General features: G+C 36.9%; 15 protein-coding genes. 5 read left to right on the top strand and 10 right to left on the bottom strand.

Annotation, left to right across the window (positions count from 1 at the left end; all coding sequences use genetic code 11):
• Positions 1-128 precede the first annotated feature (128 nt).
• Both H9L23_RS09770 and H9L23_RS09765 read right to left on the bottom strand, forming a co-directional pair.
• Positions 129-1,127, bottom strand: coding sequence for a PorP/SprF family type IX secretion system membrane protein (locus H9L23_RS09770; RefSeq protein ID WP_187594780.1), 999 nt, complete (start codon positions 1,125-1,127; stop codon positions 129-131).
• Entirely contained in the window at positions 1,127-3,499 is a 2,373-nt protein-coding gene (locus tag H9L23_RS09765; RefSeq protein WP_187594779.1) for a gliding motility-associated C-terminal domain-containing protein, read from the bottom strand. The genes H9L23_RS09770 and H9L23_RS09765 overlap by 1 nt, the downstream gene beginning before the upstream one ends.
• A gap of 448 nt (positions 3,500-3,947) precedes the next feature.
• Here H9L23_RS09765 and H9L23_RS09760 point away from each other — a divergent pair, with 448 nt between their 5' ends.
• The gene (locus tag H9L23_RS09760) at positions 3,948-4,358 is read left to right on the top strand and encodes an organic hydroperoxide resistance protein (RefSeq protein WP_187594778.1); all 411 of its coding nucleotides are present in this window, start codon (positions 3,948-3,950) and stop codon (positions 4,356-4,358) included.
• An 88-nt stretch (positions 4,359-4,446) separates the two neighbouring features.
• On the opposite strand, the gene bioB is transcribed toward H9L23_RS09760, so the two are convergent.
• From bioB to H9L23_RS09730, 6 genes are all read right to left on the bottom strand, one after another.
• Positions 4,447-5,448, bottom strand: a complete 1,002-nt coding sequence (gene bioB, locus H9L23_RS09755; protein ID WP_187594777.1) for a biotin synthase BioB — start codon at positions 5,446-5,448, stop codon at positions 4,447-4,449.
• 109 nt (positions 5,449-5,557) lie between these two features.
• Positions 5,558-6,907 carry a magnesium transporter gene (gene mgtE / locus H9L23_RS09750; RefSeq protein ID WP_187594776.1) on the bottom strand — a complete coding sequence of 450 codons (1,350 nt, stop codon included), beginning with the start codon at positions 6,905-6,907 and terminating at the stop codon, positions 5,558-5,560.
• Between the two features lie 92 nt (positions 6,908-6,999).
• A complete protein-coding gene (locus H9L23_RS09745) occupies positions 7,000-7,302 on the bottom strand; it encodes a type II toxin-antitoxin system RelE/ParE family toxin (protein WP_187594775.1) in 303 nt (100 codons plus the stop codon).
• Positions 7,295-7,546, bottom strand: coding sequence for a type II toxin-antitoxin system ParD family antitoxin (locus tag H9L23_RS09740; RefSeq protein ID WP_187594774.1), 252 nt, complete (start codon positions 7,544-7,546; stop codon positions 7,295-7,297). The genes H9L23_RS09745 and H9L23_RS09740 overlap by 8 nt, the downstream gene beginning before the upstream one ends.
• A gap of 61 nt (positions 7,547-7,607) precedes the next feature.
• Positions 7,608-8,729, bottom strand: a complete 1,122-nt coding sequence (gene corA / locus H9L23_RS09735) for a magnesium/cobalt transporter CorA (protein ID WP_187594773.1) — start codon at positions 8,727-8,729, stop codon at positions 7,608-7,610.
• 3 nt (positions 8,730-8,732) lie between these two features.
• Positions 8,733-9,344 carry a WbqC family protein gene (locus H9L23_RS09730; RefSeq protein ID WP_187594772.1) on the bottom strand — a complete coding sequence of 204 codons (612 nt, stop codon included), beginning with the start codon at positions 9,342-9,344 and terminating at the stop codon, positions 8,733-8,735.
• Positions 9,345-9,383: 39 nt separating this feature from the next.
• Between H9L23_RS09730 and H9L23_RS09725 the strand changes: the two genes are divergently transcribed.
• Together H9L23_RS09725 and H9L23_RS09720 are read left to right on the top strand one after the other, a co-directional pair.
• Positions 9,384-10,256 carry a lysophospholipid acyltransferase family protein gene (locus tag H9L23_RS09725; RefSeq protein WP_187594771.1) on the top strand — a complete coding sequence of 291 codons (873 nt, stop codon included), beginning with the start codon at positions 9,384-9,386 and terminating at the stop codon, positions 10,254-10,256.
• A gap of 5 nt (positions 10,257-10,261) precedes the next feature.
• Positions 10,262-11,275 (top strand): glycosyltransferase family 2 protein, encoded by a 1,014-nt coding sequence (locus H9L23_RS09720; RefSeq protein ID WP_187594770.1) that lies wholly within the window; start codon positions 10,262-10,264, stop codon positions 11,273-11,275.
• 316 nt (positions 11,276-11,591) lie between these two features.
• Here the strand turns inward: H9L23_RS09720 and aroQ are convergent, their stop codons facing one another.
• Positions 11,592-12,008 (bottom strand): type II 3-dehydroquinate dehydratase, encoded by a 417-nt coding sequence (gene aroQ, locus H9L23_RS09715; protein ID WP_187594769.1) that lies wholly within the window; start codon positions 12,006-12,008, stop codon positions 11,592-11,594.
• A 61-nt stretch (positions 12,009-12,069) separates the two neighbouring features.
• On the opposite strand from aroQ, the gene xerD reads away from it, so the two are divergent.
• Both xerD and H9L23_RS09705 read left to right on the top strand, forming a co-directional pair.
• Entirely contained in the window at positions 12,070-12,969 is a 900-nt protein-coding gene (gene xerD / locus H9L23_RS09710; protein ID WP_187594768.1) for a site-specific tyrosine recombinase XerD, read from the top strand.
• Positions 12,970-12,987: 18 nt separating this feature from the next.
• Complete coding sequence (locus tag H9L23_RS09705; protein WP_187594767.1) at positions 12,988-13,509, top strand: hypothetical protein; 522 nt, start codon at positions 12,988-12,990, stop codon at positions 13,507-13,509.
• 217 nt (positions 13,510-13,726) lie between these two features.
• Here H9L23_RS09705 and prmC read toward each other — a convergent pair whose 3' ends face one another.
• Positions 13,727-14,596, bottom strand: a complete 870-nt coding sequence (prmC, locus tag H9L23_RS09700) for a peptide chain release factor N(5)-glutamine methyltransferase (RefSeq protein ID WP_187594766.1) — start codon at positions 14,594-14,596, stop codon at positions 13,727-13,729.
• Positions 14,597-14,674 lie beyond the last annotated feature (78 nt).

The following is a 14,674-nucleotide window of genomic DNA, read 5'->3' as shown; positions in this document are numbered from 1 at the left end:
AAACTATTTCAAACAAGCTTTGTGCCTTGGTGGTTAAAAGTTGCCACGGAGGCTCAGAAAACACGGAAGATTATACGCCATAAATATCTACTATAAAAAAATGATCCATCAAATTGGAAAAACTATCTTTAAAACCTAGGGCAAGGCACTTTAAAACCCTTAAAATTATTATGCCGGTAAATGAAAGAGAGTTCATAAGTACGTGGTGTAGCGCTTAATAATTTACTGCCATAAACCGTATAATTCATTCCGGCGCTGATGTTCCCCATGGCCACACCGATATATGGATAAAACGAAGCTTCATTAAACTTATACCATATTCCAAAATTTAGCTTCATTTTGGTTTCATCTCCAGGTTTGAGTCCTAAAACAGTTCCGAAAATCATATCTCTGTTTTTTTTTTGCGCATTGTAAACGCCTGTTACATTCAAATCAACATTGTTGTTTAACAGATAAAGCATACCAAAATTGATGGTTTTCCGTGCTGAAACAATATCGTTACTGTTGCTTAATAAAGCTTCCTGGGGTTTTGTAAGGTGATATTGCGCATAACCAACGGCAAAACTCCAATAATCGAAACTGGCTGCAAAATTGGCACCAATATTCAGGTCGAAATATGATGTTTTATCATTTTTTAAATCAAGATAATTGGGCATTGCGCTATTAAAACCTCCATCGCCATTATATTGAGAAGCAAAAGTAAGTTTGTTATAATCTAAATATTTTGAAACGTAAGATACCTGAGGCGCTAAACCGAATTTAAACCGATGCTGCTCATCCATATATTGATAATAAGAAACACTGGCACTGATGTATTGCGATTTTAAGGCTTTATTTAAAGATTCATCAAACAATCCACTCAATCCCAGGCTGAAATAACTATTGATGAAATTTTCATCTTTGACCAGTTTCAAATCGCCTGAAACACTATAGGTATTGTAGGGATCGCCAAGATTGCCCCATTGTTGCCTGGTATTCGCAGCAACCCGGTAATCACCATCAAAAAAGCCTGTAAATGCAGGATTTAAAGTTAAAGGAGCCGCGAAGTATTGCGAAAACTTCGGGTCCTGTGCCGAACAGCATATTGTAGCTAAGCACAAAAATAAAATGAGTAGCGGTCTGTGCATTATAATATGAGTATAGTTTTACCTTTTGACTGAAATTTCCCTCCAAAGGTGTCAATCCCTTCTGCGAACCAAGAAAAGGTTTCTAAAGGCTGCATCTGGCTTTTAAATTGTCCGTCCCAGCCGCCATTGGCTAAATTTTCGCTTTGATAAACCAATATTCCCCATTTATTGTACACCTTAAAACTGATCAGTTTCTGGATGCTCACTAAAAATGGATATAAACGGTTATTGGTATCTTTTTGAGGGGTAAATGCCGTTGGAACAACAATTTTGGGCTGAGGCAGAATATCTACCTCTATCGGAGCAGAAGTTATACATCCATTTTCGTTCTGGATAGAAATATAATAAACTCCTGCCCTGTTTACTTTTGTGGGATCAGCTATTGGACGTTTTAAATAGGCATCTTCAAAATAGCCCGCCTTTATAAAGCTGCTGCTTCCTTTGGTAATTTCTGAGGCTGTTAAATCTACAAAACCATTATCAAAAACTGCTTTTGGTTTATGCAGCACGATGATTGGAGCGGTATTAAAATTCACCTGTATTTTACCCGTAGTAAAACATCCTCCATCATTTGCAGCTTTAATATAGTAAGTTCCAGCCTTTGTAATGGCTTTTGGAAAAGTAACCTTATTGGTTAGTGCCTCATCGTAAAAAAACGAATAGTTTAAACCTGTTGTTGAACCAGCATAAAGCGCTGGATTGGTGATATCTACTTTGTCGGGAAAGCAGGCCGCTTCAGGATTTTTAACATGCAACACCGGCAGATCATTGATTCGAACCTCGATTTTATCACTAACCGTACATCCATTTGCACTAACCGCTTTTACATAATAAGTGCCGGATTGATCAATATGTGCCGGATCGGTAAGCAGCTCACTTAACTCCGGATCCTTATAAAAACTGTACTTGAAACTTGCATCACTACCTGAAAAGAGATTAGCAGCAGTAATATCAACTTTTGCTGCAATACATACTGGTTCTGGATTGGTCACTTTTAAAACAGGCTTATCCTTAACATTTACTTCAATAGAAATAATTTTGCTGCAACCCATTTGGTTGGAAAGTTTGATAAAATATCTTCCTGTTTTATCGATGTGCTGAGGATCTGGAACGATTTGAGTAGCCGCTTCATCCGCAAAATACGACCTGCTAATCCCTTCTAAATTACCAAGGTATAAAGCTGCATTTGTAATATCGACACTTTCCGAATAACAAACCGCATCAGGATTTTTGGTACTGATGTTTGCAGCATTAAATATCGAAATCTCAATCGGAACCACACTTTCACAGCCTTTGCTGTTGCCTCCTTTAATGTAAAAAGTTTTATCGGCCACTATTTTAACCGGACCATTTAACGGCTTTGTTAAATCTTTATCCTCATAAGCCAGATAAGTAAAACCTTCTGATTTATTGAGAATATATTTCGGATCTAAAAGGTTAATCTCAGCACCTTGGCACACTACATCTTTATTTAAAACCTTAAGTTCATAGTCTATCCCATGAATTACCGTACTTACTGTACTTGGGCAGCCAAAGCCTGTGTATGGCACTATATCAAGCAGGATACGCGAACCATCGGCAGGTTTCGGTTTAATATTGATCGACTGTCCGGAACCATAGTTGATTGTCCGGTCTGCACTATACCAATTGTAGGTTTGGTAACCACTGGGGCCGGATAAGCTAACGGCATCGGCACTGGCACAATAAGTACTGCCGGTAACTAAATCACCATACACATTATTGATATCTACATAGGCATATCCAAAGTGTTGCCCCCTTGAACAATCGGTACTGATAAATTCGACAAGCAATTGTTTACCCTGATAACCCGATAAATTAATGGTTACCGGCGACCAATCTTTATAAATAACACTTTCGTACTCCGCTGATTTTTTGAAACCTGGCAATGATGAAGTAGCTACATATTCAAACGAGGCGCATGGAATGTATTCATTCTTCTCTACATCTTTTATTCTGGCAATAAAACGGGGTTGTTCAAATGGCTGGTGATCCGGATCTTCTAAAACAACCGCATATTGGTAGGTTAGCGTAAATTCTGGTTGATCAGCCGGAACAGTCATCAGGTAAGATATTCCATCAATCTGTGCACCGCTAACGTTATTTCCCAATTTAACTGAATAGTTTCCGCCAGAAGGTGGAATCAAATGAAAACCACCGTAGGGATCTACCAGATTTTTGTTGCTGATAATGGTATGCCTTCCCGAAATTGCTTTGGGTACTTCATTCATTGTAACTACATTCTGATTATTTTCGATGGCAATAGAACCTGCATAAATCTTCCAGTTCTGAAAATTTCCATTTTCAAATCCGATATTATCCGGAGAGGATTGCGCACATAATTTAGATGGCATAGCAAAACTTGCTATAAGCAACATCAGAAACAATCGATTTAACAACGGGATGATTTTAAACAGTGATGATATAAAAATATCGTTTTAGTATGTTCAGCGCATTGTTGTCAAGGTAAAGCCATACTTTTTTACACGAAACCCAATACAGATAAATGAGTATAATCAACCATCGCTTTCACTAACCCCACAGAATAAACAGCTGTAATCAATTGATTTTTAAGCATATTTAAATTATCCTAGTCTATCCTACAATAATTGATGTACTCATTTAATTTAGATTTTTAGTGCTGATTAGCGGATGAAACACCTGGTTTTTTACATGAAATGACTATAATATATCAATACAATTGTCATTTACACGCTCTACAGTATGTTTAAGCAGTCTTTGGAGTATATAAAAACAAAGACAACTATAATTTGTTAATCTAAATCAATTAAGAATATTATTATGGAAAAGCTATATACGGCTGAAGTTACAGCTACTGGAGGAAGAGACGGACACGTTAAATCGAGTGATGGAATTTTAGATTTCGAGTTAAGAAAACCAAAAGAACTGGGTGGACAAGGTGGTGCAACCAACCCTGAAGAATTATTTGCAGCAGCATGGGGACCATGTTATTTAGGCGCTTTAGGTTCTATAGCCGAACGCGAAGGTGTTGATGTTAGCGAAGCTAACGTTAAGGTATTGGTTTCGTTTAATAAGGATGGGAACTCATTTGCACTTTCGGCTGATCTGGATGTGCATATCCCTGGAATCTCTCATGAAGAAGCACAATCCTTAGCCGATAAAGCACACCGGGCCTGTCCATATTCTAAGGCAACCAAAGGAAATATTGAAGTAAGGGTAACTGCGGTATAGTAAAGCGTCTGACTTGAAATTACCGATGGTCCAGAAACAAAAAAGTCCCGAGAAAATCGGGACTTTTTTTATTGATTATATTTTCTGATTAAACAGTTTCTTCTGCAATTCTTGTATTCGCCGGGCGACCGTTTTTAAAGGCATCGCGGGTTTTTAAGCCTAATAGTTCAAACATGGCCATATCATCTACAAAGGCAGGATTTGGCGTAGTTAGTAATTTATCGCCTGCAAAAATAGAACTTGCACCCGCCATAAAGCAAAAAGCCTGCTCTAAAGTACTCATCTCATTTCTACCTGCGGATAAACGCACTACCGAATTTGGCATAACAATACGTGCTGTAGCAATCATCCTCACCATATCCCAAATTGGAACACGTGGCTGATTTTCCAATGGAGTTCCTTTTACCGGAACCAAGGCATTAACCGGTACCGATTCAGGGTGTTTCTCCATATTTGATAAGGTTTGCAACATCGAAACACGATCTTCAACCGTTTCGCCTAAGCCGATAATACCTCCGCTACAAACTGTTAATTTGGCTTTACGTACGTTTTTTATGGTATTTAAACGGTCATCATAAGTTCTGGTTGAGATGATGCGTTTATAATCATCTTCAGAAGTATCAATATTGTGGTTATAAGCATATAAACCAGCATCAGCTAAACGTTGTGCCTGATTTTCAGTAAGCATGCCCAAAGTACAGCAAACTTCCATATCCATATCATTTACTGCTTTAACCATTTCAATTACACGGTCGAAATCACGGTTATCGCGTACTTCGCGCCAGGCAGCCCCCATACACAAACGTGATGCTCCACCTTCTTTAGCTTTAACTGCAGCACTAACCACCTGGCCAACCTGCATTAAAGGCTGTACTTCTAATTCGGTATGGTAACGGGCAGCTTGCGGGCAATATGAACAATCTTCGGCACAACCTCCGGTTTTGATCGAGATTAATGAACTTACCTGAACTTCATTGTAATCTTTATTCTCTCTGTGGATGCTAGCAGCTTCGTAAACCAGATCCAAAAATGGCCTGTTATAAATTTCGTATATTTCTTCTTTTGTCCAATCGTGTCTTGTTGTTTGCATGTGGATCAGATTTTACAGATTTAATTTTATTCGTCTTAGTTAATTAACAGGTACTGCATTCAGTCTTTCGGATGAAGATCCCGAAATCCAAAAATCAAGCAGATCCTGATTATAGTAAAAGTTTGCTGGCCAATCCTAAAATTAACAGGAAACCAAAAACGTCGGTAAAAGTAGTAATAATTATAGATGATGCAATGGCAGGATCGATACCTACCCTTTTTAAAATAAGCGGGATACCTGCACCGGTGATGCCTGCAATGATCAGATTACCCGTCATAGCCAGGAAGATAACCAAGCCGAGCATCGGGTTTCCATCGAAAAAGAAAGCAAAAATAAATACGATTATTCCGTTAGATGCACCGTTGATTAACCCAACAGTAAACTCTTTTAAAACCGTTCGGTAGGCTTGTTTATCCGTTAAATCGTAAAGTGAAATACGCCTCACCGTTACGGCAAGTGCCTGGGTAGCTGCATTTCCGCCCATTCCGGCAATGATGGTCATGTAGGCTGCTAAAGAAGGAATCAGTTTAATGGTCGGATCGAAATAACGCACTACTGATGAAGCTAAAAAAGCCGTACCGAGATTGATAATTAACCATGGCAAACGCGATTTCACCGCTTCTACCCAGTTACCGCTTAATTCTTCATCTTCTGATACCCCTGAAATTTTCAAGATATCTTCGGTACTTTCTGCCTCCATTACATCGATCACATCATCGAAAGTTACCCGTCCCAATAATTTCTGGTGTTCGTCTATTACCGGAATACTGGTTAAGTTATATTGAGAAATCAAATTGGCCACTTCTTCCTGGTCGGTATCAGGATGAACATAAACGGCATCTATTTTAACCAGTTCGGTTATTTTGGCATTGTGTTTTGCCTTGATGATATCTTTTAACGAAACAATACCTTTAAAAATCTCCTCGTCATCTACCACATAAATGGTATAAAACTCTTCCATTTCCTCGCTCTGACGAATAATCTCGTCTATCGCGTCTTTTTTGGTGAGGTTGATGTTTACACAAATCAGTTCTGTGTTCATCAAACCACCGGCGGTTTTTTCGTCGTAGGTTAAAAGGTTCCTGATTTCTGAAGCATGATCTTCGGTCAGATCTTCCAGAATTTCTTTCTGCTCGTGGTCTTCCAGTTGCGAAATAATATCTGTTGCATCATCATAATCCAACTCCTCAACAATTTCGGTACGTTTATCGGGGTGAAGCTCAAAGAGTAAATCCTCCGGGTGGGATTCTTCATCCATTTCCGAAATAATTTCGGAAGCGATCTCTGCCGGAAGAAGGTTTATGATATGCCGCTGTTCGGATTTATCCAAACGTTCGAACAAAATTGCTATTTCTGAGGCATGGTATTCCTCTAAAACTATTTTTAAAGTTTCATCGCCAGCTAAAATTGCATTTTTAACCTTGAGTACGTCGCTTTTATCTATTTCGAATGACTGCATCTATAACCTAACCAAAACGCCCTAAAGCTACAAATATTAAAAATTGATTTTTTACAATAATTGATTTTTAATGCTAGTTATTCACAGTATAATTAAAGTTCTGACATTTTAGATCCTAAATCCATCTTAGCATGTAAAATCCTAGCTATTTCGATTTCTCCATTATCAATTATCAGATAGAAAATGATATGTTCACCAGCTTTGAATCCTAATACATTTTGGTTTGTCTCCTTATAATTTCTACCTATTTCAGGTTTCTTTGCAATCTGAGTACAAAATCCAATCAATAGCTTATAATATTTATCTGCTTGATTTTCAGACCAAATATCATAAGTGTAATCCCAAATTTCACTTAAATCTTCAATCGCTTTGTTACTGAGAGAGAACTTAGCCATTTTTCCTCTTTTTGGCTTTCAACATTTCAAGATGTTTTTTCGGATCAAAGTCCTTAACCATTCCACTATCAATTCCCACCTGAAGCGCTTCTTTTAAAATTTTGATTTTATTTTCTTCATCTTCCAATAATCTTAACCCTGCCCGAATAACCTCACTTGCATTTTTAAATCTTCCTTCGGAAATTCTTTCATCAACAAAATTTTCAAAATGATCTCCTAAAGCCATAGATGTATTTCGTCCCATTGTTTTAATATTAAAATTTTACTAAAGTTACCAAAAACTGGTACATTTTAAAAATAAAATTTTATTTAAACCAACCTTTACGCCAAAAATAGATCACCTGTAAAACTGCAATCACAGCCATCACAATCCAGGTGTATAAATAACCATGTGCCGCATACAACTCAGGCATATTATCTTTTAGTATTTTTCCTGTTGCCGGATCTTCCCTGCTAAAATTCATTCCGTAAATCCCTGCAATAAAGGTTAATGGAATAAATATCGACGAAATAATGGTCAATACCTTCATAATCTCGTTCATCCGGTTACTGATGATCGATAAATTCATATCAATATTGGCCGAGGCAATCTCCTTTAACGATTCTATAAAATCAATGATCTGGATGCAATGGTCATAAGCATCTTTCATATAGGTTTTGGTCAGATCGGATATTAGCGGGCTGTCTGTACGGATAATATCGTTCAATTTATCTCTTTCCGGCCAGGTTACTTTCCTGATTGTGATCAATGATCTTTTAATGGCCTGTGTATCGTACATGATCCTTTTATCAGGATGATCATATAGGCGGTCTTCAATTGCATCCAATTCTTCGCCCCAAAAATTCAAAAGCGTAAAATAATTATCTACAATTACATCCATAATGGCATACATCAAATAACTGCTACCACCGATGCGGATATTACCCTTCCCTATTTCTAAGCGTTTCCTTACCGGTTCAAAACAATCTGCATAAGTTTCCTGGAAGGTAATCAGTGTACGTTCTGATAAAATAAAGGAAATCTGATCATTGCAGAGCACATTATCTTCGCCTAAATATAAATGCCTGCTTACCGAAAAAATATATTTATCATTATCGTATTCATCCAGTTTAGGTCGCTGATAAGAACTGGTAATATCTTCAAGCACGAGCCTGCTAATGTCTAGCTTAGCATATAGGGTTTCAAATATATTGGGATCAGCCAAACCTTTGATATCGAACCAGTAATAAAAATCTTTGTTCTCGATCAGTTTATCAATGTTATTGATATTTTCCAGCTCGGTTTTCTTATAACTCCTATCATTATAAGTATGCAGTACAATGAGTGGCTTTAACGCCTCTTCATCGATGGCGTACAAACCCGGACTAGTGCCCGGCGCTGGAACTTTATAGTGTTTATGACGGTTACGTGGCTTGTTTTTTCCCATATATTACAAATATAGCCGGGCTTGGGGGCCCTGGTTAAATAACAGATCAACGATACTTAAGTTGGGTAAAAATTGATGTTTATCTTCAAAAACCTGATAATAGGACTTATTGTTTACAATATCTTCCTGTTTTTTAGGGTTCATAATAGAACGGAAATCCAATTCCGGTTTAATGTCGTCAAAATATTCGCCAGTTACCTCAAAATTTTTATTCAATTTTAGCTTTTTGTTCAGCCACTCTAAAAGTTCGAAATTATAATCGAACAGAAATTCGAATTTGTTTGTATAAAAACGCGAGAGTTCATCTTCGTAAAACTCGAAATAAGCAGAACTCCGGTAACAGCTTTCTAAACTTAACCAATGCAAACGCTGCCAGTTAAAATCGTAACTAATCCGTACATCCTTCATTTTCGTATGTGTTTTAGCGCCTTTAACCACCGGAACGGTAATATCAAGTTTGCCATTGGGCGAATAAATACTGGCCCTGTTACGGTAAGTCTGCTTGGCTAAATGTTCATGTTTTTCAATTAAAAAATCCTCTCCCAGCTTTTGCAATAAACTAAAATAACCTACTGGCGGAAGATAAAATAATGGAAGTATAGCTGTATTCTGCATTTGAAAATTTATGTTTGTAGCTGAAACGTTTTAAAAATAATGATTAAAAGAGGGATTGCGCATGTTGGCGTATTTTTTTTATACCTGTTATCGCTGCTCCCCCTGCCTTTGCTGTTTTTTTTTGCAAGATTACTATATTATCTGCTTTATTACGTAATAGGCTATCGAAAAAAAGTTGTCAGACAGAATTTAACCCAGTCTTTTCCCGAAAAATCTGCTGCTGAAATAAAAGCAATTGAGAAAAAATTCTTCCTGTACCTGGCTGAACTTATTTTTGAAATCATCAAAATGACCAGTATTTCGAAAGCTGAAACCTTAAAAAGAGTAAAGTTTACAGGCTTGGAACAATTGGAAGTTCATTTTAAAGCCGGAGAAAGTGTACTGGCCTGTACAGGCCACTATGGCAACTGGGAATTAGGCACTTTAGCACTTGGCTTGAGCATTTCGGCCAAAACCATGGTTATTTTTAAACCCATCAAAAATAAAGTCTTCGAAACCTGGTTCGATTGTATGCGCACCAGGTATGGAAACATTTTTATTGCTATGCGGCAAACACTACGTGGCATGGCCGCTTATAAAAATGAACCTACGCTTTTGTGTTTTGCAAGCGATCAATCACCCACCAGGGAAGAAACTAAATATTTTACTGATTTTTTAAATCAGCCCACGGCAGCACTTTTAGGTGTAGAAAAAATTGCAAAATCGACTAAAAGACCGATATATTATTTTAAAGTAAATGTGGTAAAAAAAGGTTATTACCATATAGAAGTGTTGCCTATGTGCCTCGAACCCGCTAAAATGGCAGAATATGAGATCACAGACCTGCACTTTAAATTTTTAGAAAACATTATAAAAGAACAGCCCCAATACTGGCTCTGGAGCCATAAGCGCTGGAAATTTAAACCCGAATAAAAAGAATGAACCCATCAGTAGCCGTTGTAATTTTAAACTGGAATGGAAAAGCATATTTAAAGCAGTTTTTACCCGGAATTTTGCTTTCCGAATATGATAACCTACAAATTGTTGTTGGCGATAATGCCTCAACAGACGACTCAGTTTCATTTTTACAAGAAAATTTCCCAACTGTTAAAATTATCCAAAATGATCAGAACTATGGATTTGCAGGAGGCTACAATAAAGTTTTAGAACGTGTAGAAGCCGATTATTATATTTTGCTCAACTCAGACGTAGAAGTTGTTCCAAACTGGATTAAACCTATCATTAGCCTAATGGAAAGTGATGCGCAGATTGCAGCAGCACAGCCCAAAATTAAATGGCAACTGAACAAAAACCAGTTTGAATATGCAGGAGCTGCCGGAGGTTATCTGGATATATATGCCTTTCCTTTCTGTCGTGGAAGGCTTTTTAATGTTTATGAGTTTGATAACGGTCAATATAACGAACAAAAAGAGGTTTTTTGGGCTAGCGGAGCGGCCTTTTTTATTAAAAGCAAATGCTGGAGAGAAGCTGGTGGCCTGGATGCCGATCTTTTCGCCCACATGGAAGAAATAGACCTCTGCTGGCGCTTGAAAAACCTGAACTACAAAATTATGTATTGTCCGGATGCTGAAGTGTATCATGTTGGCGGCGGAACTTTACAAACGGAAAATCCATTTAAAACTTACCTCAATTTCAGGAATAACCTCATCATTATGCAGAAAAACCTTCCTGCAGGTGATGCTATTTTCAGGATTACCATTCGAATGTTTATCGATTTTATTGCCTGGTGGCACTTTTTACTTACCGGAAAACCAAAATTCACTATGGCAGTAACTAAAGGACACTGGCACTTTCTTAAATCCTTAACAAAAACAAATAAAAAAAGAAAATTGGTTCAAAAAGACTATACCAAACATACCGGGGTGTACAATAACAGCATTGTTTGGGCATTTTTTATTAAGAAAATTAAATATTTCTCGAATTTGAAATAAGGCGTTTCGTCATTTCCACAGGTTATTTTTTTAAAAAAGGAATGATGATAACAAGTATAGTCGAATCGTCATTTCGACCGCAGTGGAGAAATCTTTTAACATACACTATAGATTTCTCCATTTCGCTTAGCAAATACTAACAGATTCAATAGGAAAGTCATCATTGCGAGGAGGTACGATAGCCTGCCCCGACTTTTCGGGGAAGCAATCTTTCATACTTGAAAGCCCTGCTACAAAGATTGCTTCAGCCCATGAAAAATTGGCTTCGCAATGACGATCACCTGTAAACTAAAATTTTGAGTACTGTCAGAATAGATTAAACCAATAAACTTTCGATCGCCAAACGGTAACCTTTCATTCCAAACCCTGTTAAAACACCCTGACAATTTTTCCCCGTCAACGAAACGTGGCGGTATTCTTCGCGGGCATAGATATTCGAAATATGAACTTCAACAACAGGCGTTTTAATAGCGGCAATAGCATCTGCAATGGCCACAGACGTATGCGTATAACCACCAGCGTTAAGCACCACCCCATCATAACTGAAACCCACTTCATGCAATTTATTAATAATTTCACCCTCAACATTACTTTGGTAGTATTCAATTTCGATCTCCGGATAAACCGTTTTTAATTCTTTAATGTAATCTTCAATGCTGGTATTTCCGTAGATAGATGGCTCACGAACGCCCAATAGATTTAAGTTTGGCCCGTTAATAATTTGTATTTTCATGCTATGTAGTAACGTTAAATATTGTAACGTTGCAATGTTATAAAAAATCTCATATAAAAGCATGCTTTGGCCATCATATATTAAAGGATTTAAGTCGTATTTAAAGCTGGAGCGTTCACTATCTGCTAATTCTATAGCAGCTTATCTCAATGATATTGATAAGCTGATCCAATATTTCCAATCTTTAAATGAAGAGCCAAAACTGACAGATATAAACATAACTGACTTAAAATCTTTCATTTCGTGGTTAAATGAACTGGGCATGCTTGCAAGTACGCAGGCAAGGGTAATATCGGGACTAAAAGCTTTTTTCTCTTACCTATTTCTTGAAGATGTGATTAGCAATGATCCTACTGCATTATTGGAAGCACCTAAACTGAGTCGAAAATTACCCGACACGCTTAATATTTACGAAATTAATGAGTTGATTAATGCAATAGATGCTTCAAAACCCGAAGGGATGCGGAATAAGGCCATCATGGAAGTATTATACGGCTGTGGCTTACGTGTTACCGAATTAACAGAGCTCAGAATCTCCAGCCTTTTCCCTCAGATCGAATTTATCAAAGTAATTGGAAAGGGAAATAAAGAGCGTTTGGTACCCATTGGAGGTGTAGCCTTAAAACTGCTTGATATTTATATTAACGAAGTTAGGGTACACACAAACATTAAAAAAGGACATGAAGATTTTATTTTCCTAAACCGCTTTGGGGCTAAGCTTTCACGGATTTCTATTTTTAACCTGATTAAAAGCCTCGCACTGACCACCGGTTTAAAGAAAACCATCAGTCCACATACTTTAAGGCATTCTTTTGCTACGCATTTAATTGAGGGCGGTGCTGATTTACGTGCAGTTCAGGAAATGCTGGGCCATTCGAGCATTACCACCACAGAAATTTATACACACATTGATAGAGATTATTTGAGAGAGGTGATTACGCAGTTTCATCCGAGATCTTAATTATAAACAAATTAAAACATGATTAATATTACCGTTCCATTTGATAAACATAGGTTTATTAAAAGTAATAAACTCAAATTTAGATTAGAATATAAGCAGAGTTATATAAAATTGCTCATTTATATTATGCTAACAATAGGATTAATAATTTTAATTATCACAAACAAAGGACCATCTTCATCTTTTTATGGAGTAGTTGGAGTGATACTTTTCATATTAACTTTTAATTATATATTAAGAATTATAAATGTACGAACACTTTTTTTTAGAGAAATGGATGCCCTAAGTGAGAAACATGAGAAACAGAATTTCATTTATACTTACGAATTTACTGATTATGAGTTTAATTATTTTGATAAAGAAAAAAGATATTATTTAAGATGGGAAGCATTCTCAAATTACTCAGTTATCAATGATTTCTTTATATTATTGATTGACAAACGAATATTTCTCATGCTGCATAAGTCTGAAACAAGTGAGTCACAATTTAATGATATCATTGAATTAACTAAGTCAAAGCTGAATTTTAAAAAATTGTAATTTCAAGCAAAGCGTATAATTTTCCGTATTCTCCGTGCATCCGTGGCAGATATTTTTTAACTCCAAAGGCAATAAAGCTGTAGGATAAGTTTCTGTCATTTCGAGCGGAGCAATGCGTAGTGGAGAGATGACGCCCTTTTTATTGAACTCTGCTATTTTGATCATTGAAAATTGATCATTTACCATCTCTCATCCATTTTCCATCCTACCTCATCCATCAAACCCCTGCCCTCACCATCCTATCCTTTCCCTGCATATCCTTCCTTAACTCAATATTTTTAAATCCTTTACCATCTAACATTTCAACTGTTTCTTTACCTAAATATTCATTAATTTCAAAGAAAAGTTGTCCGTTAGGTTTTAGATTGGTTTTTGCAAATTCAGCGATGGCTTTATAAAAAATCAAAGGGTTTTCGTCACTTACAAACAAAGCCAAATGGGGTTCGTGCAAAAGTACGTTGTTATGCATTTCATTTTTTTCTAAATCCCTGATATAAGGCGGGTTACTCACGATGATATCAAATTTTTCTTCAGATTGAAATGTTAAAATATCTGCGTTAATAAAATTGATATCGACACCAATTTGCCGGGCATTCTGTTTTGCAACTGCGATAGCATCAGCAGACACATCCAATGTAGCTACCCGGGTGTTTGACAGGTGTTTTTTAAGGGTGATTGGTATACAACCAGAGCCCGTTCCAATATCAAGTACACTTAGTTTTTTCGGTGACTCAAAACTGTTTAGTGCAAACTGTATACTGCAAACTGATATGATCCATTCTACCAGTTCTTCTGTTTCAGGTCTCGGTATCAATACATGCTCGTTCACTTTAAAAACCAGACCATAAAAATGGGCTTCTTCTAAAATATGCTGAATTGGTTTTCCAATCTGCAAATCGTTTAGGATGCTCAAAAATTTCTGCATATTAATGAAACTTACATCTGCATATTTCTGCATCATTAGCTTATTGGGAGACAAAGCTAAAACCTGTTCAGCAGCCAGGCTAAATAATGTTTTCGCCTCATCGCTTTCGTATAAGGGTGCAAGTTCCAATTTATAATGCTCTTCGAGCGCTCCTATGTTCATGAATGGCAAAATTACTTATTTGAGATGATAACAAATCTGTTTTGATTAGCCCATGACTCTTTTTTTACTACTTTTGCC

It is taken from the genome of Pedobacter roseus, assembly GCF_014395225.1.
Lineage (GTDB): Bacteria > Bacteroidota > Bacteroidia > Sphingobacteriales > Sphingobacteriaceae > Pedobacter > Pedobacter roseus.
This window is presented reverse-complemented; position numbering and strand designations above follow the sequence as displayed.

Coding starts and splice junctions, on each gene's coding strand:
- H9L23_RS09770 (WP_187594780.1), bottom strand. CDS start 1,127: ATGCACAGACCGCTACTCATTTTATTTTTGTGCTTAGCTACAATATGC.
- H9L23_RS09765 (WP_187594779.1), bottom strand. CDS start 3,499: ATGCCATCTAAATTATGTGCGCAATCCTCTCCGGATAATATCGGATTT.
- H9L23_RS09760 (WP_187594778.1), top strand. CDS start 3,948: ATGGAAAAGCTATATACGGCTGAAGTTACAGCTACTGGAGGAAGAGAC.
- bioB (WP_187594777.1), bottom strand. CDS start 5,448: ATGCAAACAACAAGACACGATTGGACAAAAGAAGAAATATACGAAATT.
- mgtE (WP_187594776.1), bottom strand. CDS start 6,907: ATGCAGTCATTCGAAATAGATAAAAGCGACGTACTCAAGGTTAAAAAT.
- H9L23_RS09745 (WP_187594775.1), bottom strand. CDS start 7,302: ATGGCTAAGTTCTCTCTCAGTAACAAAGCGATTGAAGATTTAAGTGAA.
- H9L23_RS09740 (WP_187594774.1), bottom strand. CDS start 7,546: ATGGGACGAAATACATCTATGGCTTTAGGAGATCATTTTGAAAATTTT.
- corA (WP_187594773.1), bottom strand. CDS start 8,729: ATGGGAAAAAACAAGCCACGTAACCGTCATAAACACTATAAAGTTCCA.
- H9L23_RS09730 (WP_187594772.1), bottom strand. CDS start 9,344: ATGCAGAATACAGCTATACTTCCATTATTTTATCTTCCGCCAGTAGGT.
- H9L23_RS09725 (WP_187594771.1), top strand. CDS start 9,384: ATGATTAAAAGAGGGATTGCGCATGTTGGCGTATTTTTTTTATACCTG.
- H9L23_RS09720 (WP_187594770.1), top strand. CDS start 10,262: ATGAACCCATCAGTAGCCGTTGTAATTTTAAACTGGAATGGAAAAGCA.
- aroQ (WP_187594769.1), bottom strand. CDS start 12,008: ATGAAAATACAAATTATTAACGGGCCAAACTTAAATCTATTGGGCGTT.
- xerD (WP_187594768.1), top strand. CDS start 12,070: ATGCTTTGGCCATCATATATTAAAGGATTTAAGTCGTATTTAAAGCTG.
- H9L23_RS09705 (WP_187594767.1), top strand. CDS start 12,988: ATGATTAATATTACCGTTCCATTTGATAAACATAGGTTTATTAAAAGT.
- prmC (WP_187594766.1), bottom strand. CDS start 14,596: ATGAACATAGGAGCGCTCGAAGAGCATTATAAATTGGAACTTGCACCC.